This window comes from Pseudomonas sp. REST10 (genome assembly GCF_029542605.1).
Taxonomy (GTDB): Bacteria; Pseudomonadota; Gammaproteobacteria; order Pseudomonadales; family Pseudomonadaceae; genus Aquipseudomonas; species Aquipseudomonas khazarica.
The window spans coordinates 1,243,103-1,268,043 of sequence record NZ_CP035677.1; the positions used below are offsets into that span (position 1 = coordinate 1,243,103).

General features: G+C 64.3%; 25 protein-coding genes and 1 other RNA gene. 19 read left to right on the forward strand and 7 right to left on the reverse strand.

Annotation, left to right across the window (positions count from 1 at the left end; genetic code table 11):
* Position 1 precedes the first annotated feature (1 nt).
* Positions 2 to 1,348 (forward strand): tryptophan--tRNA ligase, encoded by a 1,347-nt coding sequence (locus EWH21_RS05710; RefSeq protein ID WP_277700009.1) that lies wholly within the window; start codon positions 2 to 4, stop codon positions 1,346 to 1,348.
* A gap of 249 nt (positions 1,349 to 1,597) precedes the next feature.
* Positions 1,598 to 2,692: a cell division protein ZapE gene (gene zapE, locus EWH21_RS05715; RefSeq protein WP_277700010.1), complete on the forward strand. Its 1,095-nt coding sequence runs from the start codon at positions 1,598 to 1,600 to the stop codon at positions 2,690 to 2,692.
* 80 nt (positions 2,693 to 2,772) lie between these two features.
* On the opposite strand, the gene EWH21_RS05720 is transcribed toward zapE, so the two are convergent.
* A complete protein-coding gene (locus EWH21_RS05720; protein ID WP_277700011.1) occupies positions 2,773 to 3,735 on the reverse strand; it encodes a hypothetical protein in 963 nt (320 codons plus the stop codon).
* Positions 3,736 to 3,865: 130 nt separating this feature from the next.
* Positions 3,866 to 4,771, reverse strand: a complete 906-nt coding sequence (locus EWH21_RS05725) for a GlxA family transcriptional regulator (RefSeq protein ID WP_167494355.1) — start codon at positions 4,769 to 4,771, stop codon at positions 3,866 to 3,868.
* A 245-nt stretch (positions 4,772 to 5,016) separates the two neighbouring features.
* Between EWH21_RS05725 and EWH21_RS05730 the strand changes: the two genes are divergently transcribed.
* Complete coding sequence (locus tag EWH21_RS05730; protein WP_277700012.1) at positions 5,017 to 6,156, forward strand: acyl-CoA dehydrogenase family protein; 1,140 nt, start codon at positions 5,017 to 5,019, stop codon at positions 6,154 to 6,156.
* Between the two features lie 101 nt (positions 6,157 to 6,257).
* Here EWH21_RS05730 and EWH21_RS05735 read toward each other — a convergent pair whose 3' ends face one another.
* Positions 6,258 to 7,295, reverse strand: coding sequence for an NADP(H)-dependent aldo-keto reductase (locus EWH21_RS05735; protein WP_277700013.1), 1,038 nt, complete (start codon positions 7,293 to 7,295; stop codon positions 6,258 to 6,260).
* 246 nt (positions 7,296 to 7,541) lie between these two features.
* On the opposite strand from EWH21_RS05735, the gene rplM reads away from it, so the two are divergent.
* The 7 genes from rplM (at position 7,542) to EWH21_RS05770 (ending at position 12,491) form a co-directional block, all read left to right on the forward strand.
* Positions 7,542 to 7,970 carry a 50S ribosomal protein L13 gene (rplM, locus tag EWH21_RS05740; protein ID WP_003242947.1) on the forward strand — a complete coding sequence of 143 codons (429 nt, stop codon included), beginning with the start codon at positions 7,542 to 7,544 and terminating at the stop codon, positions 7,968 to 7,970.
* A 14-nt stretch (positions 7,971 to 7,984) separates the two neighbouring features.
* Positions 7,985 to 8,377, forward strand: a complete 393-nt coding sequence (gene rpsI, locus EWH21_RS05745) for a 30S ribosomal protein S9 (protein ID WP_037046585.1) — start codon at positions 7,985 to 7,987, stop codon at positions 8,375 to 8,377.
* 254 nt (positions 8,378 to 8,631) lie between these two features.
* Entirely contained in the window at positions 8,632 to 9,225 is a 594-nt protein-coding gene (petA, locus tag EWH21_RS05750) for a ubiquinol-cytochrome c reductase iron-sulfur subunit (protein ID WP_037046587.1), read from the forward strand.
* Complete coding sequence (locus EWH21_RS05755; protein ID WP_037046589.1) at positions 9,225 to 10,436, forward strand: cytochrome bc complex cytochrome b subunit; 1,212 nt, start codon at positions 9,225 to 9,227, stop codon at positions 10,434 to 10,436. The genes petA and EWH21_RS05755 overlap by 1 nt, the downstream gene beginning before the upstream one ends.
* On the forward strand, positions 10,436 to 11,215 hold the full coding sequence (locus EWH21_RS05760) for a cytochrome c1 (protein WP_037046590.1): 780 nt from the start codon (positions 10,436 to 10,438) through the stop codon (positions 11,213 to 11,215). Before EWH21_RS05755 ends, EWH21_RS05760 begins: the two co-directional genes overlap by 1 nt.
* Positions 11,216 to 11,446: 231 nt before the next feature.
* The gene (locus tag EWH21_RS05765; RefSeq protein WP_152487941.1) at positions 11,447 to 12,064 is read left to right on the forward strand and encodes a glutathione S-transferase N-terminal domain-containing protein; all 618 of its coding nucleotides are present in this window, start codon (positions 11,447 to 11,449) and stop codon (positions 12,062 to 12,064) included.
* Between the two features lie 13 nt (positions 12,065 to 12,077).
* Positions 12,078 to 12,491, forward strand: a complete 414-nt coding sequence (locus tag EWH21_RS05770) for a ClpXP protease specificity-enhancing factor (RefSeq protein ID WP_277700014.1) — start codon at positions 12,078 to 12,080, stop codon at positions 12,489 to 12,491.
* Positions 12,492 to 12,596: 105 nt separating this feature from the next.
* Here the strand turns inward: EWH21_RS05770 and EWH21_RS05775 are convergent, their stop codons facing one another.
* From EWH21_RS05775 to EWH21_RS05790, 4 genes are read right to left on the reverse strand one after another with little or no spacing between them, the layout of a single operon-like run.
* Complete coding sequence (locus EWH21_RS05775; protein WP_150608168.1) at positions 12,597 to 13,130, reverse strand: BON domain-containing protein; 534 nt, start codon at positions 13,128 to 13,130, stop codon at positions 12,597 to 12,599.
* Positions 13,127 to 13,720 (reverse strand): phosphoheptose isomerase, encoded by a 594-nt coding sequence (locus EWH21_RS05780; protein ID WP_037046600.1) that lies wholly within the window; start codon positions 13,718 to 13,720, stop codon positions 13,127 to 13,129. The genes EWH21_RS05775 and EWH21_RS05780 overlap by 4 nt, the downstream gene beginning before the upstream one ends.
* A 25-nt stretch (positions 13,721 to 13,745) precedes the next feature.
* On the reverse strand, positions 13,746 to 14,105 hold the full coding sequence (locus EWH21_RS05785) for a YraN family protein (protein WP_037046602.1): 360 nt from the start codon (positions 14,103 to 14,105) through the stop codon (positions 13,746 to 13,748).
* Positions 14,102 to 15,910 carry a penicillin-binding protein activator gene (locus EWH21_RS05790; RefSeq protein ID WP_277700015.1) on the reverse strand — a complete coding sequence of 603 codons (1,809 nt, stop codon included), beginning with the start codon at positions 15,908 to 15,910 and terminating at the stop codon, positions 14,102 to 14,104. The genes EWH21_RS05785 and EWH21_RS05790 overlap by 4 nt, the downstream gene beginning before the upstream one ends.
* An 89-nt stretch (positions 15,911 to 15,999) precedes the next feature.
* On the opposite strand from EWH21_RS05790, the gene rsmI reads away from it, so the two are divergent.
* From rsmI to mraY, 9 genes are all read left to right on the forward strand, one after another.
* Positions 16,000 to 16,899 carry a 16S rRNA (cytidine(1402)-2'-O)-methyltransferase gene (gene rsmI / locus EWH21_RS05795; protein WP_037046606.1) on the forward strand — a complete coding sequence of 300 codons (900 nt, stop codon included), beginning with the start codon at positions 16,000 to 16,002 and terminating at the stop codon, positions 16,897 to 16,899.
* A gap of 47 nt (positions 16,900 to 16,946) precedes the next feature.
* An RNA gene (gene rnpB / locus EWH21_RS05800) (RNase P RNA component class A) lies at positions 16,947 to 17,305 on the forward strand.
* 308 nt (positions 17,306 to 17,613) lie between these two features.
* Complete coding sequence (gene mraZ, locus EWH21_RS05805) at positions 17,614 to 18,069, forward strand: division/cell wall cluster transcriptional repressor MraZ (RefSeq protein ID WP_047587012.1); 456 nt, start codon at positions 17,614 to 17,616, stop codon at positions 18,067 to 18,069.
* 2 nt (positions 18,070 to 18,071) lie between these two features.
* On the forward strand, positions 18,072 to 19,016 hold the full coding sequence (gene rsmH / locus EWH21_RS05810; RefSeq protein WP_277700016.1) for a 16S rRNA (cytosine(1402)-N(4))-methyltransferase RsmH: 945 nt from the start codon (positions 18,072 to 18,074) through the stop codon (positions 19,014 to 19,016).
* Positions 19,013 to 19,306 carry a cell division protein FtsL gene (ftsL, locus tag EWH21_RS05815; protein ID WP_037046613.1) on the forward strand — a complete coding sequence of 98 codons (294 nt, stop codon included), beginning with the start codon at positions 19,013 to 19,015 and terminating at the stop codon, positions 19,304 to 19,306. Before rsmH ends, ftsL begins: the two co-directional genes overlap by 4 nt.
* On the forward strand, positions 19,303 to 21,030 hold the full coding sequence (locus tag EWH21_RS05820) for a penicillin-binding protein 2 (protein WP_277700017.1): 1,728 nt from the start codon (positions 19,303 to 19,305) through the stop codon (positions 21,028 to 21,030). The genes ftsL and EWH21_RS05820 overlap by 4 nt, the downstream gene beginning before the upstream one ends.
* Complete coding sequence (locus EWH21_RS05825) at positions 21,030 to 22,493, forward strand: UDP-N-acetylmuramoyl-L-alanyl-D-glutamate--2,6-diaminopimelate ligase (RefSeq protein ID WP_277700018.1); 1,464 nt, start codon at positions 21,030 to 21,032, stop codon at positions 22,491 to 22,493. Before EWH21_RS05820 ends, EWH21_RS05825 begins: the two co-directional genes overlap by 1 nt.
* A complete protein-coding gene (gene murF / locus EWH21_RS05830) occupies positions 22,486 to 23,856 on the forward strand; it encodes a UDP-N-acetylmuramoyl-tripeptide--D-alanyl-D-alanine ligase (protein ID WP_277700019.1) in 1,371 nt (456 codons plus the stop codon). Before EWH21_RS05825 ends, murF begins: the two co-directional genes overlap by 8 nt.
* On the forward strand, positions 23,857 to 24,939 hold the full coding sequence (gene mraY / locus EWH21_RS05835; RefSeq protein WP_037046623.1) for a phospho-N-acetylmuramoyl-pentapeptide-transferase: 1,083 nt from the start codon (positions 23,857 to 23,859) through the stop codon (positions 24,937 to 24,939).
* Positions 24,940 to 24,941 lie beyond the last annotated feature (2 nt).

The window sequence follows — 24,941 nt, forward strand, 5'->3', positions numbered from 1 at the left end:
TATGACCACCCGTATCCTCACCGGTATCACCACCACCGGCACGCCGCACCTGGGCAACTACGCCGGCGCCATTCGCCCGGCCATCGTCGCCAGCCGCGCCGCGGATGCCGACTCGTTCTACTTCCTCGCCGACTATCACGCGCTGATCAAGTGTGACGATCCCGCGCGCATCCAGCGTTCGCGCCTGGAAATCGCGGCCACCTGGCTGGCACTGGGCCTGGATGTGGACAAGGCGACCTTCTATCGCCAGTCGGACATCCCCGAGATCCCCGAGCTGTGCTGGCTGCTCACCTGCGTCGCCGGCAAGGGCCTGCTCAACCGCGCCCATGCCTACAAGGCATCGGTGGACAAGAACGTCGAGGCCGGCGAAGACCCGGACGCCGGCGTGACCATGGGCCTGTTCAGCTACCCGGTGCTGATGGCGGCGGACATCCTCATGTTCAACGCGCAAAAGGTGCCGGTCGGTCGCGATCAGATCCAGCACGTGGAGATGGCGCGTGACATCGGTCAGCGCTTCAACCACCTGTTCGGCAAGGGCAAGGACCTGTTCGTCCTGCCGGAGGCGGTGATCGAGGAAGAAGTCGCCACCTTGCCTGGCCTCGATGGCCGCAAGATGAGCAAGAGCTACGACAACACCATCCCGTTGTTCGGTACCAGCAAGCAGCTCAAGGAGGCGATCGCACGCATCGTCACCGACTCCAGGCTGCCGGGCGAGCCCAAGGATGTCGACGGCTCGCACCTGTTCACCCTGTACCAGGCCTTTGCATCCTCCACCCAGCAGGCCGAGTTCCGCGCCGAGTTGGAGGCCGGGCTGGCCTGGGGCGAGGCGAAGAACCGTCTGTACCAGCTGCTGGAAGGCGAGCTGGGCGAGGCCCGCGAGCGCTACAACGCGCTGATCGCCAGGCCCGCCGACCTTGAGGACATTCTCCTCGCCGGCGCCGCCAAGGCGCGCCGCATCGCCACGCCGTTCCTCGGCGAACTGCGCGAAGCGGTTGGCCTGCGTTCGTTCCGCGAGCAGGTGCAGGCGGCCGGCAGCGAGAAGAAGAAAGCGGCCAAAAGCGCGCGTTTCGTCAGCTTCCGCGATGATGATGGCAGTTTCCGTTTCCGCCTGCTGGACGCCGATGGCGAGCAGCTGTTGCTGTCGAAGTCGTTTGCCGATGGCAAGTCGTCCGGCATGGTCGGCAAGCGCCTGCAGGCTGGCGAAGCGCTGGATGTGCGCGCAGACGGCCTGTTCTTCTCGGTCTGGATCGATGACGAGAGCGTGGCGAGCAGCCCCGAGTTCGCCGATGCGCAGGCCCTGGAGGCCGCCATCCAGCGTTTGCGCGAGGCGCTGGCGCCGCAGGACTGATCGGGGCTCGCGCTCCCGTGAACGCGGGGGCGTCACGCATCCGTCCGACGTGCACGGATTGCCAATCCACGGGGGCGTCGCTAAAGTGACGCCCCCGTTTTTACTTGCCCGGCCGAGCGCCTGCTTGCAGGCTCGCGAGCCAGAAGCAGGCGAGGAAGCACCCTGTACGGGCGTACATGGGCATTCCGGGCTTGCTTCTCACGCGACAGACCCGACGCGCAGCAGACTTTGAACAGGCTCTAACGAATCATGACTCCCCTCGAGCGTTATCAGGCCGATCTCAAACGGCCCGACTTCTTCCATGATGCGGCCCAGGAAAATGCCGTTCGCCACCTGCAGCGTCTGTACGACGATCTGGTCGCCTCCGACCAGGGCAAGGGCGGGCTGCTGGGCAAGCTGTTCGGCAAGAAGCCGCAGGGGCCGGTCAAGGGCCTGTACTTCTGGGGCGGGGTAGGGCGCGGCAAGACCTATCTGGTCGACACCTTCTTCGATGCGCTGCCCTTCGAGCAGAAGATGCGCACCCACTTCCACCGCTTCATGAAGCGCGTGCACGAGGAAATGAAGACCCTCAAGGGCGAGAAGAATCCGCTGACCATCATCGGCAAGCGCTTCGCCGACGAGGCGCGGGTGATCTGCTTCGACGAGTTCTTCGTCAGCGACATCACCGACGCGATGATCCTGGCGACCCTGCTGGAGGAGCTGTTCAAGAACGGCGTGTCCCTGGTGGCGACCTCCAACATCGTGCCGGACGGCCTGTACCGCGACGGTCTGCAGCGGGCGCGCTTCCTGCCGGCCATCGCCCTGCTCAAGCAGCACACCGACATCGTCAACGTCGACAGCGGCGTCGACTATCGCCTGCGCGCGCTGGAGCAGGCCGAGCTGTTCCACTTCCCGCTGGGAGTGGCCGCCGAGGAAAGCCTGCGCAAGAGCTTCCAGAGCCTGCTGCCTGACTGCATGCACATGGTCGAGAACGAGGCGCTGATGATCGAGAATCGCGCCATCAATGCCGTGCGCGTCTGCGAGGACGTGGCCTGGTTCGAGTTTCGCGAACTGTGCGACGGCCCGCGCAGCCAGAACGACTACATCGAGCTGGGCAAGATCTTCCATGCGGTGATCCTCGCCAACGTCGAGCAGATGAGCGTGGCCAAGGACGACATGGCGCGCCGCTTCATCAACCTGGTGGACGAGTTCTACGACCGCAACGTTAAGCTGATCATCTCCGCCGAGGTGGAGCTCAAGGATCTGTACACCGGCGGTCGCCTGAGTTTCGAGTTCCAGCGCACGCTGAGCCGTCTGCTGGAGATGCAGTCGCACGAGTTCCTCTCGCGCCCACACCGGCCCTGAGGGATGGCGAAACGAAAAAGGCGACCCACAAGGTCGCCTTTTTCGTTCCCGTAGATGCTGCGCCTGCTGGCGCCAGCCGGTCAGTTCTGCGCCAGCTTGTGCTGGTGTTGAGCCAGCAGCTTCTGCGCGTGGGCCACTTCCAGCGCTTCCATTGCGTTGATCGGCTTGATCGCCGCGGCGAGCCTGAGGTGCTCGATGACCTTCTGCTCTTCATCGTCGCCGTACACGTAGGTCAGCGCATTGGCGTATTCGTAGTGGCCGATGGGCAGGTCGTCGCGGGCCTGGAAGCTGCGCCGGAAGTACTTCTCCATGTTGTCCGCGCTGACGCCGTAGGTCATCCGGCCGACCAGCTTGCCCACCTTGCGAATCACCCCGGCTTCATAGCCGCCATATAGGGCCAGCGCGAAGGGCTGCTGCGGCTGCTTGGCCAGCAGTGCCTTCAGTTCCTCCGGGATCTGCGAGGTGTAGCCGCGCTTGAGCACGACCGGTACCGACAGCTCCTCGCCCAGGCGCGCCTTGGCGTAGACGCGGCCGAACTGGGCGACGGTGTCCGCCTGCACCAGGTCCCCAGCCTCGTCGGTGTAGGCGATCACTTCTTCCAGCAGGCGGTGCTTCTCGGCCTGGTCCGGCACCAGGAACATGGCATAGATGACCTGGGCGAACATCGCCGGGATCTGCCCGCCGACGCCGAGGGCCAGGCCCTGCTCCTTGGCCTGGGCGAAATCGCCACGGAACATCAGGCGCCACACGTCCTGCAGCTGCTGCGCATAGCGTTCGGCTTCTTCCGGCTTGCCGGTGAAGCCGGTGCCGGCGGCGACGGTCTTCTCCAGCGCCTGCGGATAGCTCGTGGCCATGGTCACCACCCAGTCGGCATCGGGGAAGGGGTAGTCGCCGAAGCCGCGAGTCAGCTGCGGCCAGGCCTGGCGCAGCTTGTCGCCGCTGTAGTCGTAGGCGCTCTGGTCGAGCGGGAAGGGTTTCCAGTTGTCGGCTGCGGCAGCACTCAGGCTGGCGGTGGCAAGCAGGGCAATCAATAGACGGCGCATGGCGGTGAACCTGTTGTTGTTATGTGCACCGACCGATCATAGGGCGCCATGGCGGGGTGCCAACCTAACCAAGGGTGGGCTGGCGTTTTGCCGTCCAGCCGGCAGGCGTTGCGCTGCCGCTGGACGTGCCTCAGTCCTGCTTGTCCTTCTGCTGGAACTGGCGGCGGTACTGGTTCGGCGACAGCTCGGTGTGCTGGCGGAACAGGCGGGCGAAGAAGCTGGCGTCGTCGTAACCGACCTCGTAGCTGATGGTCTTGATGCTCTTGCGGGTGGCGGAGAGCAGGCTCTTCGCCGTCTCGATGCGCAGGCGCTGCAGATAATGCAGGGGTTTGTCGCCGGTGGCGCCCTGGAAGCGGCGCATGAAGTTGCGAATGCTCATGCCGTGTTCGCGGGCGACGTCCTCGAAGCGGAACTTGTCGGCGTAGTGCTCCTCCAGCCAGTGCTGGATCTGCAGCACCGTGACGTCCTGGTGCAGCTTCTGCCCGCCGAAACCGATGCGCCCGGGGGTATAGCTGCGCTGGACCTCGTAGAGGATGTCGCGTGCCACGCCCTGCGCCACGCCCGTGCCGCAGTAGCGCTCGATCAGATAGATGTAGAGGTCGCATGCCGAGGTGACGCCGCTGGCGCAGTACAGATTGTCGGCGTCGGACAGGTGCTTGTCCTGATTGAGCAGCACCTTGGGGAAGCGTTCGGCGAACTCGCGAAAGAAGCGCCAGTAGGTGGTCGCTTCCTTGCCGTCGAGCAGGCCGGCCTCGGCCATCCAGAACACGCCGCTGGCTTCGCCGCAGATTGCGCTGCCGGCCGCATGCTGACGCCTGAGCCACTCCAGCACCTGTGGGTACCGGCGGCTGAGCGCGTCGAAGTCGTCCCAGAAGGCGGGCAGGATGATCACGTCGCAGGCATCCAGGCCGCCGTCCACCGGGACCTGCACCTTGCTGAAGCTGTTCACCGGCAGGCCGTCCGGGCTCACCAGGTGAATCTCGAAAGGGGGTTCGTGGCCCAGTCCTTGTTGGCGGGCATGACGAATGCCGGCCATGTGGAAAAAGTCCTTGGCCTGCATGAGGGTGGAGGCGAATACGCCATCGGTGGCGAGAATGCTGACGCGGTGCAAGGCCGCACGCGGCTGTGGAATAACCATGGTTCGTTGTTCTTGTTCAAGGCTAAGTGGTCAAGCAGCGGCTGGATCGTCTTATTTTTTGGCGCTTGTGTCCAGTGTAACCAAGCGTTTGCTTGGCTAAAGTCGAGGCCAGATTTTTGCCCGAGCCAGACACAGGTAGCGCCATGATCCCCAGAACGATATTCAGCTCCGACCATGAATTGTTTCGCGACAGCGTACGCAAGTTCCTCGAGCAGGAGGCCGTGCCCTTCCATCAGCAATGGGAAAAGGATGGCCACATCGACCGCGCGCTGTGGAACAAGGCGGGGGAGGCCGGCATGCTCTGTTCGCACATCCCCGAAGAGTACGGTGGCATGGCCGCCGACTTCCTCTACAGCACCGTGGTGATCGAGGAAATCGGTCGCCTGGGGCTGACCGGCATCGGCTTCTCCCTGCACTCGGACATCGTCGCGCCTTACATCCTGCATTACGGCAGCGAGGCGCAGAAGCAGCACTACCTGCCCAAACTGGTGAGCGGCGAGATGGTCACCGCCATCGCCATGACCGAGCCGGGGGCCGGCTCCGACCTGCAGGGCGTGAAGACCACTGCGGTGCTGGACGGCGACGAGTACGTGATCAACGGCTCGAAGACCTTCATCACCAACGGCTGGCTGGCCGATCTGGTCATCGTGGTGGCCAAGACCGATCCCAAGGCCGGAGCGAAGGGCACCAGCCTGTTCCTGGTCGAGGCGAACACGCCCGGCTTCTCCAAGGGCAAGCGCCTGGAGAAGGTCGGCATGAAGGCGCAGGACACCTCGGAGCTGTTCTTCCAGGACGTGCGCGTGCCCAGGGAAAACCTGCTGGGCCAGCCGGGCATGGGCTTCGCCTACCTGATGCAGGAGTTGCCGCAGGAACGCCTGACCGTTGGCATCGGCGCCCTGGCCTCGGCCGAGGCCGCCCTGAACTGGACGCTGGACTACACCCGTGAGCGCAAGGCATTCGGCAAGGCGGTCGCCGACTTCCAGAACACCCGCTTCAAGCTGGCCGAGATGGCCACGGAGATCCAGGTCGGGCGCGTGTTCGTCGATCGCTGCCTGGAGTTGCATCTGCAGGGCAAGCTCGACGTGCCGACCGCCGCGATGTTGAAGTACTGGGGCACCGATCTGCAGTGCAAGGTGCTCGACGAGTGCGTGCAGTTGCACGGCGGCTACGGCTTCATGTGGGAGTACTCGGTGGCGCGTGCCTGGGCTGATGCGCGGGTGCAGCGCATCTACGCCGGGACCAACGAGATCATGAAGGAAATCATCGCCCGCTCGCTGGTCTGAGAGCCGCTGCAAGCCTCAAGCGGCAAGCTCCAAGGAAAAGCAGGTGCAGGTTGAGCTTGCGCCCGCGCACTGGCTTTTAGCTTGCAGCTTGCCGCTTGTTGTTATGGCGCCGGGTTGGGCTGCGCCTTGTGGATCGCCTCGATACCGGCCAGCACCTCGGCGGAGAGGCTCAGCTCGGCGCTGGCCAGGTTGCTCTCCAGCTGTTCCAGGCTGGTGGCACCGATGATGTTGCTAGTCACGAAAGGTTGCGCGGTGACGAAGGCCAAGGCCATCTGCGCGGGATCGAGGCCATGCTCGCGGGCCAGTGCGACGTAGCGCGAGCAGGCCGCCTCCGACTGCGGGTTGGTGTAGCGGGCGAAGCGACTGAACAGGCTGATGCGCGCACCCTCGGGGCGCGCGCCGCCCTCGTACTTGCCGCTGAGCATGCCGAACGCCAGTGGTGAGTAGGCCAGCAGCCCGCACTGCTCGCGAATCGCGACCTCGGCCAGGCCCACTTCGAAGCTGCGGTTGAGCAGGTTGTAGGGGTTCTGGATCGACACGGCGCGCGGCCAGCCACGGCTCTCGGCCAGTTGCAGGAACTTCATGGTGCCCCAGGGCGTTTCGTTGGACAGGCCGATGTGGCGGATCTTGCCGGCCTTGACCTGCTCGTCGAGCACGGCGAGGGTTTCTTCCAGGGGCGTGAAGTCGCTGTCCTGGTGGCGATAGCCCAGCTGGCCGAAGAAGTTGGTCGGGCGTTCTGGCCAGTGCAGCTGATAGAGGTCGATCCAGTCGGTGCGCAGGCGCTTCAGGCTGGCGTCCAGGGCTGCGACGATGTGCTGGCGATCGAATTTCAGCTGGCCGTCACGAATGTGGCTGATGCCATTGCCGGGGCCGGCGATCTTGCTGGCCAGGATCCAGTCTGCGCGGTCGCCGCGCTGCTGGAAGTAGCTGCCGATGATCTGCTCAGTCTTGCTGTAGGTCTCGGCTCGCGGCGGTACCGGATACATCTCGGCGGTATCGATGAAGTTGATGCCGCCGGCCTTGGCGCGTTCGATCTGGGCATGGCCTTCGGCCTCGCTGTTCTGCTCGCCCCAGGTCATGGTGCCCAGGCACAGTGCGCTGACATCGAAATCGGTTCGGCCCAGCTTGCGGTATTCCATGGGGTGCTCCTTGGCAAAAGAGTCATACAATCAGGTTGAAATTTTTTTCGCAATCAGGATAATCCGGCACCTCTTTCTGCGGTGGAAGTGATGCGCCGCCTGCCGAAGAATCTTGCCGTACTGTGGACGCGCTGACCCGAGCCCCCGATAGCGTCCGTATGCGGCTGCCTTTGACTTGTCAAAGTACGCACTAACCAGTAAGATCCGCCGTCTATTTTTGCTGGGCGGCCCCTGAGGCTATAAAGAATGAAAACTTTTACTGCTAAACCGGAAACAGTAAAACGCGATTGGTTCGTCGTTGATGCTGCTGGTCAGACCCTGGGTCGTCTGGCCACCGAAATCGCGAGCCGTCTGCGTGGCAAGCACAAGCCTGAGTACACCCCGCACGTTGATACCGGCGACTACATCGTCGTGATCAATGCCGAGCAGGTGCGTGTAACCGGCGCCAAAGCCAGCGACAAGAAGTACTACTCCCACTCCGGTTTCCCGGGCGGCATCAAAGAGATCAACTTCGAGAAGCTGATCGCTCGTGCCCCTGAGCGCGTGATCGAGACCGCGGTCAAAGGCATGCTGCCGAAGAACCCGCTGGGTCGCGACATGTACCGTAAGCTGAAAGTGTACAAGGGTGCCGCTCACCCGCACACCGCTCAGCAGCCCCAAGAACTGAAGATTTAACGGAATAGTTCATTATGTCGGCGACTCAAAACTACGGCACTGGCCGTCGCAAGACCGCAACCGCGCGCGTATTCCTGCGTCCGGGCACTGGTAACATCTCGATCAACAACCGCAGCCTGGACGTGTTCTTCGGCCGCGAGACCGCTCGCATGGTCGTGCGTCAGCCGCTGGAGCTGACCGAGACCGTCGAGAAGTTCGACATCTTCGTCACCGTTGCCGGTGGTGGTGTCAGCGGTCAAGCCGGTGCCATCCGTCACGGCATCACCCGCGCTCTGATCGAGTACGACGAGACCCTGCGCAGCCCGCTGCGTAAAGCCGGTTACGTCACTCGTGACGCCCGTGAAGTCGAGCGTAAGAAAGTCGGTCTGCGCAAAGCGCGTAAGCGTCCGCAGTACTCGAAGCGTTAATCGCTACTACGCTTCCAAAAGCGCCCAGTTTCCTTACGGAGCTGGGCGTTTTTTATGGGGGTGGCAAAGTGCTGCGACAACGTGCCGCATACCCGCAGGCCGCGCGCGCCAAGGCTTTCGCCAGCCTCTTCCGGGGTAATTACCTTGTCAGAAAAGGGGCTTTTCTTTACCATTTGGCGAATTTTTTGCGCGGCCCGATTTTTACTTAGTAGAGGCCTGAACAACAGGCCACAAAGCTGATGGGAGACGACTGAATGAGCAATGACGGCGTGAATGCAGGCCGACGTCGCTTTCTGGTCGCGGCCACCTCTGTGGTGGGCGCGGCGGGAGCGGTAGGTGCTGCGACTCCGTTCGTGGGGTCATGGTTCCCCAGTGCCAAGGCCAAGGCGGCCGGTGCACCGGTGAAGGTGAACGTCAGCAAGATCGAGGCTGGCCAGCAGATGGTTGCTGAGTGGCGCGGTCAGCCGGTGTTCATCGTCCGCCGTACCGAGGAGATCCTGGGTAACCTCACCAAGATCCACGATCGCATGGCAGATCCCGAGTCCCAGGCGTCGGTACAGCCGACCTATGTGGACCCGACTGTTCGCTCGATCAAGCCGGAGCTGCTGGTCGTGGTCGGTCTGTGCACCCACCTGGGCTGCTCGCCGTCCTTCCGTCCGGAAGTGGCGCCTGCCGATCTGGGCGCCGACTGGGTCGGTGGCTACTTCTGCCCCTGCCACGGTTCTCGTTACGACCTCGCCGGGCGCGTCTACAAGGCCCAGCCGGCTCCGCTGAACCTGCCGGTACCGCCGCATAGCTACGAGACGGATGATGTGATCATCATCGGTGTGGACCAGGAGAAGGCCTGATGAGCAAATTCATGGAATGGGTGGATGCGCGCTTCCCCGCCACCAAGATGTGGGAAGACCATCTCTCCAAGTACTACGCCCCGAAGAACTTCAACTTCTTCTACTTCTTTGGCTCGCTGGCGCTGCTGGTTCTGGTCAACCAGATCCTCACCGGTGTCTGGCTGACCATGAGCTTCACCCCGTCCGCCGAGGAAGCCTTCGCGTCCGTCGAGTACATCATGCGCGACGTGGAGTACGGCTGGATCATCCGCTACCTGCACTCCACCGGCGCTTCGGCGTTCTTCGTGGTGGTCTACCTGCACATGTTCCGCGGTCTGCTCTACGGCTCCTACCAGAAGCCGCGTGAGCTGGTGTGGATCTTCGGCATGCTGATCTACCTCTGCCTCATGGCCGAGGCCTTCATGGGCTACCTGCTGCCGTGGGGCCAGATGTCGTACTGGGGTGCCCAGGTGATCATCTCGCTGTTCGGTGCGATTCCGGTGATCGGTGACGACCTGACCCAGTGGATCCGTGGTGACTACCTGATTTCCGGCATCACCCTGAACCGCTTCTTCGCCCTGCACGTGATCGCCCTGCCGATCGTCCTGCTCGGCCTGGTCGTGCTGCACATCCTGGCGCTGCACGAAGTCGGTTCGAACAACCCGGATGGCGTCGACATCAAGAAGAAGAAGGACGAGAACGGTGTGCCGCTCGACGGTATCGCCTTCCACCCTTACTACACCGTGAAAGACATCGTCGGTGTGGTGGTCTTCCTGTTCGTGTTCTGCTTCGTGGTGTTCTTCTTCCCGGAGATGGGTGGTTACTTCCTCGAGAAGCCCAACTTCGAAGCGGCCAACCCGTTCAAGACGCCTGAGCACATCGCCCCGGTGTGGTACTTCACGCCCTTCTACGCCATCCTGCGCGCCGTGCCGGACAAGCTGATGGGTGTCATCGCCATGGGTGCTGCGATCGCCGTGCTGTTCGTCCTGCCGTGGCTGGACCGTAGCCCGGTCAAGTCCATGCGTTACAAGGGCTGGATGAGCAAGATCTGGTTGGTGGTGTTCTGCATTTCCTTCGTCATCCTCGGCGTACTGGGTGTATTGGCACCGACCCCGGGTCGTACCCTGCTGTCGCAGGTGTGCACCATCCTGTACTTCGCGTACTTCATCCTGATGCCGTTCTACACCAGGATGGAAAAGACCAAACCGGTTCCGGAAAGGGTGACGGGCTGATGAAAAAGCTATTTGCTGCATTTGTTTTCGCTGCACTGCCGGCCCTGGGCTTCGCGGCCGGTGGCAACGTGCACCTAGACAAGGTCGATATCGACCTGACCGACAAGGCTGCCATGCAAGATGGTGCGCGTACCTTCGCCAACTACTGCATGGGCTGCCACTCGGCCAAGTTTCAGCGTTACGAGCGGGTTGCCGATGACCTCGGCGTGCCGCACGAAATCATGCTGGAGAACCTGGTATTCAGCGGCGCCAAGATCGGCGACCACATGAAGATCGGCATGAAGCCCGACGACGCCAAGGTGTGGTTCGGTGCGGCTCCGCCCGACCTGACCCTGGTGGCTCGCGTGCGTGGCAACGACTGGCTGTACACCTACCTGCGCAGCTTCTACGCCGACCCGACCCGTCCGCTGGGCGCCAACAACAAGGTGTTCCCGAACGTGGGCATGCCGAACGTGCTGGTCGGCCTGCAGGGTAACCAGGTCATCGGTTGCAAGCAGGTTCAGGTGGTCACCGATGGCAAGAAGCAGTACGACCCGCTGACCGGCGCGCCGATCACTCACGAAGCCTGTGATCAGCTGACCGTGGAGCCGAACACCGGCACCCTGAGCGAGGCCGAGTTCGACGAGAAGATCAAGAACCTGGTGACCTTCCTGGCCTACTCGGCCAACCCGGTCAAGCTGAAGTCTCAGCGCATCGGCACCTACGTGCTGCTGTACCTGGCGTTCTTCTTCGTGTTCGCCTACCTGCTCAAGCGTGAGTACTGGAAGGACGTGCACTAAGTCGTTCCGGGTTCCGTCTCGAACCTGCGCGCCCTGATGGGCGCGCAGGTTTTTGTGCTTTAGCATCCTGGTGCTGCCTTGTGAGGTGGCGGCCAGCGAATCAAGAGTTGCTCGAGGCGTTTTCCTTCCTCGTCATGTCAGGCGCGCTCTGCGCTGCTGGCAGCGATGTCGGAAGTGCCGCAGACAATTTCCGTGTTTCTGGAACATCCAATAAAAGCGAGGAGGATCGCCATGGCGGTGACCAACAGGTTGACCTGCTACTCCGACCCCGCCGACCACTATTCCCATCGCGTGCGTCTGGTGCTCGCCGAGAAAGGTGTCAGCGTCGAGATCATCGATGTCGAGCAGGGCCGCTGCCCGCCCAAGCTCGCGGAGCTCAACCCCTACGGCAGTCTGCCGACGCTGGTCGATCGCGACCTGGCGCTGTACGAATCGTCCGTGGTGATGGAGTATCTGGACGAGCGTTATCCGCACCCGCCGCTGCTGCCGGTGTATCCGGTCGCACGCGCCAACAGTCGTTTGCTGATGCACCGTATCCAGCGTGACTGGTGTGCGCTGGTCGACCGTATTCTCGACAAGCGCAGCAAGGAGGCGGAGCGCCAGCTGGCGCGCAAGGAGCTCCGTGAGAGCCTGACGGGCGTCTCGCCGCTGTTCGCTGACAAGGCGTTCTTTCTCAGTGACGAGCTGAGCCTGGTGGATTGCTGCCTGCTGCCCATCCTCTGGCGTTTGCCGTTGCTGGGCATCGAATTGCCGCGTCCGGCCAAGCCGTTGCTCGACTACATGGAGCGCCAGTTTGCCCGTGAGGCCTTTCAGGCCAGTCTTTCCGCTGTCGAGCGCGCAATGCGCTGAGAAGGAGGATCACATGAATTCCAGTCGTCCCTATCTGGTCCGCGCGTTGTACGAGTGGATCGTCGATAACGATTGCACGCCGTACCTGCTGGTCAATGCCGAGTATCCGGGGGTGCAGGTGCCTCCGGGGTTCGCCAGTGACGGGCAGATTGTGCTCAACGCATCGCCCAGTGCGGTGCGTCACCTGCACATGGACAACGAGGCGGTCAGCTTCGAAGGGCGCTTCGGCGGTGTGGCGCACAGCCTCTACATCCCGTCAGCGGCCATCCTGGCGATCTATGCGCGGGAGAACGGGCAGGGCATGGTGTTCGACATGGAGCCGCCGCTCGCCGGTGCTGCCGACGAGCCGGGCCCGGATGATGATGGCCCGTCCGGTGGCGAACCGCCGCGCCCGAGTGGCCGGCCGAGCCTGAAAGTGGTGAAGTGAAGCAGCTGCACGCTACCGGCGAGCTGTGAGATCGAAATAAAAACGGGCGCCCTGGGGCGCCCGTTTTCTTTGCTTGCTGCTTAAGGCTGCCGGCTTGCCGTTGTCTCAGTTGGTGTACTCGAACAGGCGCACCACTTTCTGCACGCCCGATACGCTCTGGACTACGGCGGTCGCTGCGTTCGCTTCGCTGCGATTGACCACGCCGAGCAGGTAGACGATGCCGTTCTCGGTGATGACCTTGATCTTGGTGCTCGGCACGTTGCTGTCGGCGAGCATCTGCGTCTTGATCTTGCTGGTGAGCAGGGAGTCGTTGCTGCGCGCCAGCAGCGAGGCCGGCTGCTGGACCTGCAGCTCGTTGTACACCTTCTTCACGCCCTGGACGTTGCGCGCGCGTTGGGCGGCCAGGTCCTTCAGCTCGCTGCGTGGCGTCTGGCCGGCGATCAGGATCACGCCGTTGTAGGCGGTGACGACGATGCGCGAGGTGGGGCTGGACAGGTCGGCGTGCGCGTTGCTGATGCTGGAGGCAACGTCCGGGCCGAGGAACTGGTCATCGATCTTGTTGCCGATGCTGCGGCTGCCGCAGGCTGCCAGGCTCAGGGTAACGGCCAGGGTGGCCAGGATCAGGGCGAAACGCTTCATTCTTCACTCCCAAACAATTGACTGTCGATCAGGTCGCACAGGCAGTGGATGGTCAGCAGGTGGACCTCCTGGATGCGTGCGGTAACTTTGGCTGGAACGCGAATTTCCACATCTTCCGGCAGCAGCAGCGATGCCATGCCGCCGCCGTCGCGGCCAGTCAGGGCGACCACGGTCATCTCGCGATCATGCGCAGCTTGAATGGCCTGGATGACATTTGCTGAGTTGCCGCTGGTGGAAATCGCCAGGAGCACGTCACCCGGTTGACCCAGTGCGCGGATCTGTTTGGAGAAAATCTCGTTGTAGCTGTAGTCGTTGGCGATCGAGGTGATGGTCGAGCTGTCGGTGGTCAGGGCCACGGCGGGCAGGCTCGGGCGTTCGCGCTCGAAGCGGTTGAGCAGCTCGGAGGAAAAGTGCTGGGCGTCACCGGCCGAACCACCGTTGCCGCAGGAAAGAATCTTGCCCTCGTTGAGCAGCGCCTGGACCATGACCAGGCTGGCGTGCTCGATGTAGGGTGCGAGGACTTCCATGGCCTGCTGCTTGGTGTCGATGCTGGCTTGGAAGAGCTGGCAGATTCGGGATTGCATGTCCATCGGTTAAACCTTGAGTGTACGGCCATCAGGCATCGAAGGCGTTCTTGATCCAGTCGAGGCGAGTGGCGCCATCGGTACTGATGGCGACCACGTCGAAGCGGCAGGGGTGGCGGGCCCAGCGGGATTCCTGCTGGAGGAAGAGCTCGGCGGCGATGACCAACTTGCCACGCTTGCGCGCATCGATGCTCTCCAGGGCGCCGCCCCAGGCACTGTGGCGGCGGGCGCGGACTTCGACGAATACTACTGTATCGCCGTCGAGCATGACCAGATCAAGCTCGCCACGGCGACAGCTCCAGTTCTCTTCGATCAGGCGCAGGCCATTACGTTCCAGATGCTGACGGGCCGCCTGTTCGGCGGCTCGTCCCAGGTCGTTGTGGGTGCTCAATTGAGGCTTTCAGGAAGGCGCTGGACCTGGCCGCCGCGGAACTCTGCCCAGGGCAGCTGGCGTTCCACACGCTGGGCCTGGTTGAGGCTGAGGGTGCCGGAAAGACCGTCGATGCGCGACTCCGGCAGGGCCTTGAGCTGGCCCAGGCGTGGCGCCAGGCGATAGGCGTCGACACCCATCGCGTACAGGCGGCCGAGGCTGCCGCCGGCCTGCGGCCACTGCTGGGTGACTTCCTGGCGCAGCGGTGCGTGGGCGTCCAGCAGCCATGGGGTCTCGCAGAAGCGGATGCCTTCGAGGTCCTGGTACTGGGCCTGGCTGTGGGTGCCGGTGAACAGGTGGGAGGTGGCATAGACCGGTACGTCGCCGGCGTACTGGAAGGCCAGGGTCGGCTTGATCTGCTGCGCCTGCTGCGGTGTCGCGGCGAGGAAGATGAAGTCGATGTCCTGGCGGCGTGCCGGCAGTGCGTCGACGCTGCTGCCCAGGGTGTTCTGCAGGCGGCGGGCGCGTGCTTCGCTCTCGCGCAGCTGGAACAGGTCGGCGATCTGGCGTGCCAGCTCGACGGGCTGGTCCACGTGCTCGGCGGCGATCAGGGTGCCGCCCTGGGCCTGCCAGCTCTGGCGGAAGGCGTCCAGCACGCGGTCGCCCCATTCGCCGGCCGGTACCAGGGCCACGGCGCGGCGCATGCCGTCGCTCCAGGCGCGGCGCGAGACTTCGCGCGCTTCGTCCTCGGCGGCGAGGCCGAACTGGAACAGCTGCACAGGGCCTTCCTGGCCGGCGTCGCTGTAGTTGAGGGCCAGCGTGGTGATCGGCAGCTGCTCGCGATCGCTGAGCTGCTTGACCAGCGGCTTCTCCAGAGGGCCGACCACCAGTTGCACGCCGTCGGCCTGTGCCTGCTGGTAGAAGGCGTCCAGCGAACCGATGCGGGCGCTGTCGTAGAGTTTCACGTCCGGGGGATTCTGCCCGGCTTGCTGTGCCTCGTAGTGAGCCGCGAGGAAGCCGTCGCGCAGGGCGCGGGCCACGCTGGCCAGCTGGCCTTCCTGCGGCAGCAGCAGGGCGATGCGGGTCAGGGGCTGGCTGGCCAGCTCGCGCAGTTTCACCAGTGCCTCCGGGAGCTGCATCGCCGCCGGGTGCTGCGGGTTCTGCGCGACCCACTGGTCGATGGCGTCCTGCTGTTGTTCGAGCGTTGCCGCGCCCTTGGTCACGCGGGCCAGTGCCAGCCAGCCGGCCAGGTCGGCGTCGCCGCCGGCGGAGGTCTGTTCCGGCAGGTTGGCAACCAGCTCCCAGATCTTCTCGTGATTGTCCTGGGCCTGCTGACCGCTCAGCAGGGGCGCGATGAAGACGCGCTCGCGGGCAGCGGCCAGTGCCTGGCCGTCGGCTTCCAGTGCGCGAGCGCGTACCAGTTGGGTGCGGATCTGCTGTTCCACGGGCAGTTCGCTCAGGCGCTCGAGGCTGGGATGACGCAGGGCCTTCAGGGCGCTCTTGGGCTGTTTGCGCGCCATCGCCAGTTCCGCGTTCAGGGTGCAGGCGAACATCTGCTGGGCGGGTTGCAGGCTGGCAAGGTCGATCTGTTCGAGAATGCGCGCGGAGCCGGCCACATCGTTCTGGCGGTAGGCCTGGTCGGCTGCGGACAGGCGCAGCAGGGCGGCTTGTTCGGGCTTGCTCTCGGCCGCCTGTTGCAGCATCTGCTCAATGCTGGCCTTGGGCGTGCGTGGCAGTTCACCCAGGCCGTTGTTGGGCGAACTGGCGCATGCCGCAAGCATGCCGGCCAGGAAGATGGCGGAAAGAGGGCGCAGACTAGCGATCATCGGGTCATCCTGATACTTGAGCAAAACAAGCGGCGATTGTACCCAAGCGCCAAGGATGGTGCGATGCCGCTGGGTCGGAAGCGGCTAGAATGAGCGCTCTTTCAATTAACGAGGTGTTACCCGTGAGTCAGTCCGTCGTCACCAGCGTCCAGCCCGGCACTCTTTATGTGGTCGCCACGCCGATTGGCAACCTGGACGACATCAGTGCGCGGGCACTGCGCATTCTGCGTGAGGTGGCGCTGATCGCTGCCGAGGACACCCGGCACTCCGTGCGCCTGCTGCAGCACTTCGGCATCGAGACGCCGCTGGCGGCCTGCCACGAGCATAACGAGCGCGAGCAGGGCGGGCGCTTTCTCGCGCGTCTGCAGGCGGGCGAGGATGTAGCGCTGATCTCCGATGCGGGTACGCCGCTGATTTCCGATCCGGGCTACCACCTGGTGCGCCAGGTGCGCGCTGCCGGCTATCCGGTGGTGCCGGTGCCGGGAGCCTGTGCGCTGATCGCCGCGCTGTCGGCGGCCGGGCTGCCGTCCGATCGTTTCATCTTCGAGGGCTTCCTGCCGGCGAAGGCCGCTGGACGCCGCGCGCGTCTCGAGCAGGTACGCGAGGAGCCGCGCACGCTGATCTTCTACGAGGCGCCGCACCGGATTCTCGAGTGCCTGGAGGATATGCGCAGTGTCTTCGGTGAGGAGCGTCCGGCATTGCTGGCGCGTGAGCTGACCAAGACCTTCGAGACGCTCAAGGGCTTGCCGCTGGCCGAGTTGTGCGCCTGGGTCGCGGCGGACAGCAATCAGCAGCGCGGCGAGTGCGTGGTGCTGGTGGCAGGCTGGCAGGCGCCGGAAGGTGAAGAGGCGGTGAACGCAGACGCGCTGCGGGTGCTCGATCTGCTCCTGGCGGAAATGCCGCTCAAGCGCGCGGCAGCGCTGGCGGCCGAGATCACCGGGGTGCGCAAGAACCTGCTCTATCAGGTGGCATTGCAGCGCCAAGGCTGAGCGCCGAGCTTGTTCTCGAGGGCGCCTGTCGGTAACCTTGGCGGCGGAGAGTCGATCGGACAGTCGCTGCCTCGTTTCGTTCCGCGATGCGGGGGGGAGGAAAGTCCGGGCTCCATAGGGCGGAGTGCCAGGTAACGCCTGGGGGGCGTGAGCCTACGGAAAGTGCCGCAGAAAATAACCGCCTAAGCGCTTCGGCGCCGGTAAGGGTGAAAAGGTGCGGTAAGAGCGCACCGCACGGCTGGTAACAGTCCGTGGCTAGGTAAACCCCACTCGGAGCAAGACCAAATAGGGTTCCATTGGCGTGGCCCGCGCTGGAACCGGGTAGGTTGCTAAAGGCGTGCAGTGATGTACGCCGTAGAGGAATGACTGTCCTCGACAGAACCCGGCTTACAGATCGACTCTCCTCCTTTCTTCCTCTCGTTGTACTTCTATCTCCCGCTCGTCTGATACCGAAAAAGTCTTACTCTTAAGAAATTACTTTAAGTTCGAATTTCAGCTTGCTGCTGTGGCTGAATTTTGCCTGTCGAATCCGCCTTCCTGCATCGCTTTTCTCCTCGCTTTCGTTCGCTAAATCTCCGTCCTGTAAGGATTTTTCCCTTCTGGCGTGCCTTGACGGTGGGGCGTGCCCATTCCTATAGTGTGCGCAAGTGGTGGGAAGTGGCATGAAGTGGGTTTTTTTGGGCATGGAAAGCTAATTACAGGGGAAGCGCAGCCGTGTTTCGCGGAGCTAACGCCATCAGTCTCGACGCCAAAGGGCGCCTCGCGATGCCGAGTCGGTATCGTGACGAGCTCGTTGCGCGTTGTGGTGGCCAGCTGATCGTGACCATCGATGCCGTCGACCCCTGTCTTTGCGTTTATCCACTGGCCGAATGGGAGCTGATCGAGAACAAGCTGCGCGAGCTGGCCTCCTTCCGTGAGGAGAACCGCCGCCTGCAGCGTCTGCTGATCGGCAATGCCGTCGACCTCGAGCTCGACGCCAGTGGCCGCTTCCTGGTACCGCCGCGTTTGCGCGAGTACGCCAAGCTGGACAAGCGAGCGATGCTCGTGGGTCAGCTGAACAAATTCCAGCTCTGGGATGAAGATTCCTGGAATGCCGTAGCCGAGGCCGACCTCGCTGCCATCAAGCAGCCGGGCGCTCTTTCCGATGATTTGCGTGACCTGATCCTGTGACCATGACCGATACCAACTACCGCCATATCACCGTGCTGCTCGACGAGGCCGTCGAGGGACTCGCCGTGCGCGGCGACGGTTGCTATATGGACGGCACCTTCGGTCGGGGCGGGCACAGCCGATTGATCCTGCAGAAGCTCGGGCCAGATGGGCGGTTGTTGGGATTCGATAAAGATCCCCTGGCAATAGCTACCGGGGAAGCACTGGCGGCCGAAGACGGCCGCTTTGTCGTTGTGCAGCGCAGTTTTGCGGAACTTGGCGAGGAGGCTGTTGTCCGCGGCCTCGACGGCCAGGTCTCGGGCATCCTGCTGGACCTCGGCGTGTCGTCGCCGCAGCTCGACGATCCCGAGCGTGGCTTCAGCTTCCTCAATGACGGGCCGCTGGACATGCGCATGAATCCCGACGCCGGCGTCAGCGCGGCGGACTGGATCGCCCGCGCCGACGAGGACGATATCGCTCGGGTATTCAAGGACTATGGCGAGGAGCGCTTCGCCAAGCGCATGGCCCGCGCCGTGGTGCAGCGCCGAGTCGAGCAGCCGTTCACCCGTACCGCCGATCTGGCGAAGGTCCTGGCCGATGCCAACCCTGCCTGGGAGAAGGGCAAGAATCCGGCGACGCGTGCCTTCCAGGGCATCCGCATCTTCGTCAACAACGAGCTCGGTGATCTCGAGCGTGGCCTCGAGGCGGCGCTGGAGTCGCTCGAAGTCGGTGGTCGCCTGGTGGTGATCAGCTTCCACTCGCTGGAAGACCGCATCGTCAAGCAGTTCATGAAGCGCCAGGCCAAGGGCGAGGCGGACAAGCTGCCGCGTGACCTGCCGATCATTCCCAAGGCCTTCGAGCCGCGTCTGAAGCTGATCGGCAAGCCGGTCTATGCCAGCGACGAGGAGCTCAAGGCCAATCCGCGTTCACGCAGTGCCGTGATGCGCATCGCGGAGAAGTTGCGGTGAACCGCCGGCTCATCAAGTCCATGCCCGGCGGCAGCTTCCTGATGCTGCTGCTGTTCATCGGCGTGCTGGTTTCTGCCGTGGCGGTGTCGTACAGCGCGCACTGGAATCGCCTGCTGCTCAACGAGCTGTACGGCCAGTTGAGCGTGCGCGACAAGGCACAGGCCGAGTGGGGCCGACTGATTCTCGAGCAGAGCACCTGGACTGCACACAACCGCATCGAGGCGCTGGCCAGCGAGCAGTTGAAGATGCACATCCCCGATCCCGCCGCCGTGCGCATGGTGCGACCATGATCGGTCTCGAAGGCGCGCTCTACCCCTGGCGTTTCCGCCTGGTGCTGGCGCTGCTCGCCCTGATGGTCGCGGCCATCGCCTGGCGCATGCTCGACCTGCAGGTGCTCGATCACGACTTCCTCAAGGCGCACGGTGATGCGCGCAGCGTGCGGCACATTCCGATCCCCGCGCACCGTGGCCTGATCACTGACCGTAATGGCGAGCCGCTGGCTGTCAGCACCCCCGTGACCACCCTGTGGGCCAACGGCAAGGAGCTGCAGGCCGGGCGCGAACAATGGCCGGCACTGGCTGCCGCGCTGGGGCAGGAACCGAAGAGCTTCGCCGAGCGTCTGGAGCAGAACAAGGATCGCGAGTTCATGTACCTGGTGCGCGGCCTGACCCCTGAAAAGGGGCAGGGCGTGCTCGACCTGAAGGTGCCTGGCGTCTACGCCATCGAGGAATTCCGTCGTTTCTACCCGGCCGGCGAGGTCGCCGCCCATGTGGTCGGCTTCACCGATATCGACGACCGTGGTCGTGAAGGCATGGAGTTGGCCTACGAGGACTGGCTGGCCGGCGTGCCGGGCAAGCGCCAGGTGCTCAAGGACCGTCGCGGCAAGCTGATCAAGGACGTGCAGGTGGTGCAGAACGCCAAGGCTGGCAAGGCCCTGGCCCTGTCCATCGACCTGCGCCTGCAGTACCTGGCTCACCGCGAGCTGCGCAACGCCCTGCTGGAGAACGATGCCAAGGCCGGCAGCCTGGTGATGGTCGACGTGAAGACCGGCGAGGTGCTGGCCATGGTCAACCACCCCACCTACAACCCGAACAACCGGCGCAACCTGACCCCGGCAGCCATGCGCAATCGCGCCATGATCGATGTCTTCGAGCCCGGCTCGACGATCAAGCCGCTGTCGATGGCCGCCGCGCTGGAGACCGGTCGCTGGAAGCCCAGCGATATCGTCCAGGTCGGCAACGGTACGCTGCAGATCGGTCGCTACACCATTCGTGACGTGTCCCGTACCCAGGGGCCGGCGCTGGACCTGACCGGCATCCTGATCAACTCCAGCAACGTGGGCATGAGCAAGGTCGCCTTCGATGTCGGCGGTGAGCAGCTGTACCGGGTGTTCAGCGACCTCGGCTTCGGTCGCGATACCGGCCTGGGATTCCCCGGTGAGCGGGTGGGCAACCTGCCCAACCATCGCCAGTGGCGCGAGGCGGAGACTGCCACGCTGTCCTACGGCTATGGCCTTTCGGTAACCGCCGTGCAACTGGCGCACGCCTACTCCGCGCTGGCCAATGGCGGTGGCATGACGCCGCTGTCGATGATCCGCGTGGACGACAAGCCGCACGCGACGCAGGTGGTGCCGGGCGAAGTGGCCAGGACCGTGCAGGGCATGATGCAGCAGGTCATCGAGGCGCCGCGAGGCGTTTTCCGCGCTCAGGTGCCCGGTTATCACGTGGCCGGCAAGAGCGGTACCGCACGCAAGACCAGTGTCGGCAGCAAGGGCTACCAGGCCAACTCCTACCGTTCGCTGTTCGCCGGCTTCGCCCCGGCTCAGGACCCGCGCATCGCGCTGGTGGTGGTCATCGACGAACCCGGCAAGGGCGCCTATTACGGCGGCCTGATCTCTGCGCCGGTGTTCAGCCGCGTGATGGCCGGATCGCTGCGCTTGATGAATATCGCGCCGGACAACCTGCCCACCGAGGCGCAGAAGTCCGTCGCTGTCGCACAGGGAGGGCGCAACTGATGCCCATGCCGCTCAATCAACTGTTGCCGGCCGCCAATGGCAGCGTGCTGATTCGTGAGCTGACGCTGGACAGCCGCAAGGTGCGTCCGGGTGATCTGTTCCTGGCCGTGCCCGGCACCCAGCAGGATGGCCGTGTACATATCGTCGATGCGATCGCGCGCGGCGCGGCTGCGGTCGCCTACGAGGCCGAGGGCGCTGCCGAGATGCATGCCGAGAGCGCCGTGCTGGTGCCGGTCAAGGGCCTGTCTGGCCAGCTCTCGGCCATCGCCGGACGCTTCTATGGCGAGCCGAGCCGTGGCCTGCACCTGGTCGGCATCACGGGCACCAATGGCAAGACCAGTGTCAGCCAGTTGCTGGCGCAGGCCCTCGACCTGCTCGGCCAGCCGTGCGGCATCGTCGGTACCCTGGGTAACGGTTTCCATGGCGCGCTGGAGCAGGGCAAGCACACCACGCCCGATCCGGTCGGTGTACAGGCGACCCTGGCCTCGCTCAAGCAGGCCGGTGCGCGCGCCGTCGCCATGGAGGTGTCCTCCCATGGCCTGGACCAGGGACGGGTCGCCGCACTGGAGTTCGATGTCGCGGTGTTCACCAACCTGTCGCGTGACCACCTCGACTATCACGGCAGCATGGAGGCCTACGGTGCTGCCAAGGCCAGGCTGTTCACCTGGCCGAACCTGAGTTGCCGGGTGCTCAACCTCGATGACGCCTTCGGTCGTGAGCTGGCTGTGCAGGCGCACGAGTCGCGTCTGATCGGCTACAGCCTGGAAGACAGTGCCGCCTACCTCTATTGCAGCGACGCGCAGTTCGACGATCACGGCGTGCGTGCGCGCCTGCTCACGCCGCGTGGCGAAGGTGTGCTGCGCAGCAGCCTGCTCGGTCGTTTCAATCTGAGCAACCTGCTCGCCGTGGTCGGTGCCCTGCTCGGCATGGACTACGCGCTCGACGAGATTCTCAAGGTGCTGCCGCAGCTGCAGGGGCCGGTTGGCCGCATGCAGCGCCTCGGTGGCGCTGACAAGCCGCTGGTGGTGGTCGACTACGCGCACACGCCGGATGCCCTGGAAAAGGTGCTGCAAGCCATGCGCCCGCATGTCGAGGGGCGCCTGGTCTGCCTGTTCGGCTGTGGCGGTGACCGTGATCGCGGCAAGCGCCCGCTGATGGCCGCCGTGGCCGAGCGCCTGGCGGACGTGGTCTGGGTGACCGACGACAATCCGCGCACCGAGGACCCGGCACAGATCATCGAGGATATCCGCGCCGGTTTCGCCGCGCCGGAGGCGGTGCAGTTCGTTCACGGTCGTGGCGACGCCATCGCCAGGCTGATTGCCCAGGCCGATGCCGCCGATGTGCTGGTGCTGGCCGGCAAGGGCCACGAGGATTACCAGGAAATCATGGGTGTGCGTCAGCCGTTCTCGGACCTCAGCGAAGCGAACAAGGCCCTGGCGGTCTGGGAGGCGGCCCATGCTTAAGCCCTGGCTGCTCAGCGAAGTCGCGGGTGATCTGGATGGTCGTGTGATCGGCGCCGATGTCGCCTTCTCCGCCGTCGGCACCGATAGCCGCAGCATCGCCGCCGGTCAGCTGTTCGTGGCGCTGACCGGGCCGCGCTTCGACGGTCATGACTATCTGGCGGAAGTCGCTGCCAAGGGCGCCGTCGCCGCGCTGGTCGAGCGCGAAGTGGCGGGTGCGCCGCTGCCGCAGTTGCTGGTCAGCGACACCCGCATGGCCCTCGGTCAGCTGGGCGCGCTCAATCGTCAGGCGTTCAGCGGGCCGCTGGCGGCCGTGACCGGCTCCAGCGGCAAGACCAGCGTCAAGGAAATGCTTGCGGCCATCCTGCGTGCCGGCCTGGACGGCGCGGTGCTGGCCACCCGTGGCAACCTCAACAATGACCTCGGTGCGCCGCTGACCTTGCTCGAACTGGCGCCGGAGCATCGCGCCGGTGTGATCGAACTGGGCGCCAACCATGTCGGCGAGATCGCCTACACCGTCAGCCTGACCCGGCCCCACGTAGCCATCATCAACAATGCCGGCAACGCTCATGTCGGCGAGTTCGGTGGCCCGGAAAAGATCGTCGAAGCCAAGGGCGAGATTCTCGAGGGACTGGCACAGGACGGCGTGGCCGTGCTCAATCTCGATGACAAGGCGTTCGCTACCTGGCAGCGCCGCGCCGCGGGGCGCCAGGTGCTGAGTTTCGCCCTGCGTGACACCCGTGCCGATTTCCATGGCAGTGAACTGACCCGCGACGAGCGTGGTTGCGCGGGGTTCATCCTGCGCAGCCCGCTGGGCAGCGCACGTATCCAGCTCAACCTGCTGGGCGAGCATAACGTCGCCAACGCCCTGGCCGCCTGCGCCGCCGCCCATGCCCTGGGCATGCCGCTGGCTGCCATGGTCGAGGGGCTGCAGGGCCTGCAACCGGTCAAGGGTCGCGCCGTCGCGCAACTGGCGCCGAACGGTGTGCGGGTGATCGACGACAGCTACAACGCCAACCCCGTGTCGATGTGCGCGGCGGTGGACATACTCGCCGCCTTCTCCGGCCGCACCGTTCTGGTGCTGGGCGACATGGGCGAGCTGGGCGCGTGGGCCGAGCAGGGCCACCGCGATGTGGGCCGCCATGCCGCCGGCAAGGTCGACGCGCTGTATGCCATCGGCCCGCTGATGCGCCATGCGGTTGAAGAGTTTGGCGCCAAGGGTCGCCATTTCTCCGATCAGGCCGAGCTGATCGAAGCGCTTCGTGCCGAACAGGCCGGCAGCACATTACTAATCAAGGGTTCACGCAGCGCAGCCATGGACAAGGTCGTGGCGGCGCTGTGCGACGTATCTGGGGAGAGTCACTAAATGCTGCTGCTGCTGGCGGAGTACCTGCAACAGTTCCACAAGGGCTTCGCGGTCTTTCAGTACCTGACCCTGCGCGGCATCCTCGGCGTACTGACCGCCCTGGCGCTGTCGCTGTGGCTCGGCCCGTGGATGATCCGCACCCTGCAGGTGCGCCAGATCGGCCAGGCCGTGCGCAACGATGGCCCGCAGTCGCACCTGTCGAAGAAGGGCACACCGACCATGGGCGGCGCGCTGATCCTCACCGCGATCGCGGTCAGCACCCTGCTCTGGGCCGACCTGTCCAACCGCTACGTGTGGGTGGTGCTGGCCGTGACCCTGCTGTTCGGTGCCATCGGCTGGGTCGATGACTACCGCAAGGTGATCGAAAAGAACTCGCGTGGCCTGCCGAGCCGCTGGAAGTACTTCTGGCAGTCGGTGTTCGGCCTGGGCGCGGCCTTCTTCCTTTATATGACGGCGCAGAACCCGGTGGAGACCACCCTGATCCTGCCGCTGCTGAAGGACGTGAGCATCCCCCTGGGCATCGGTTTCGTGGTGCTGACCTACTTCGTCATCGTCGGTTCGAGCAACGCGGTCAACCTCACCGACGGCCTCGACGGTCTGGCCATTCTGCCGACCGTGATGGTCGGCGGTGCGCTGGGCATCTTCTGCTACCTGTCGGGCAACGTGAACTTCGCCGAGTACCTGCTGATTCCCTATGTGCCGGGTTCGGGCGAGCTGATCGTGTTCTGCGCGGCGCTGGTCGGCGCCGGCCTCGGCTTCCTCTGGTTCAACACCTACCCGGCGCAGGTGTTCATGGGCGATGTCGGTGCGCTGGCGCTCGGCGCCGCACTGGGCACCATCGCCGTGATCGTCCGCCAGGAGGTCGTGCTGTTCATCATGGGCGGCGTGTTCGTCATGGAAACCCTGTCGGTGATCATCCAGGTCGCCAGCTTCAAGCTGACCGGCAAGCGTGTGTTCCGCATGGCGCCGATTCATCACCACTTCGAACTCAAGGGCTGGCCCGAGCCGCGCGTGATCGTCCGTTTCTGGATCATCACCGTGATTCTCGTGCTGATCGGCCTGGCCACTTTGAAACTGAGGTAATT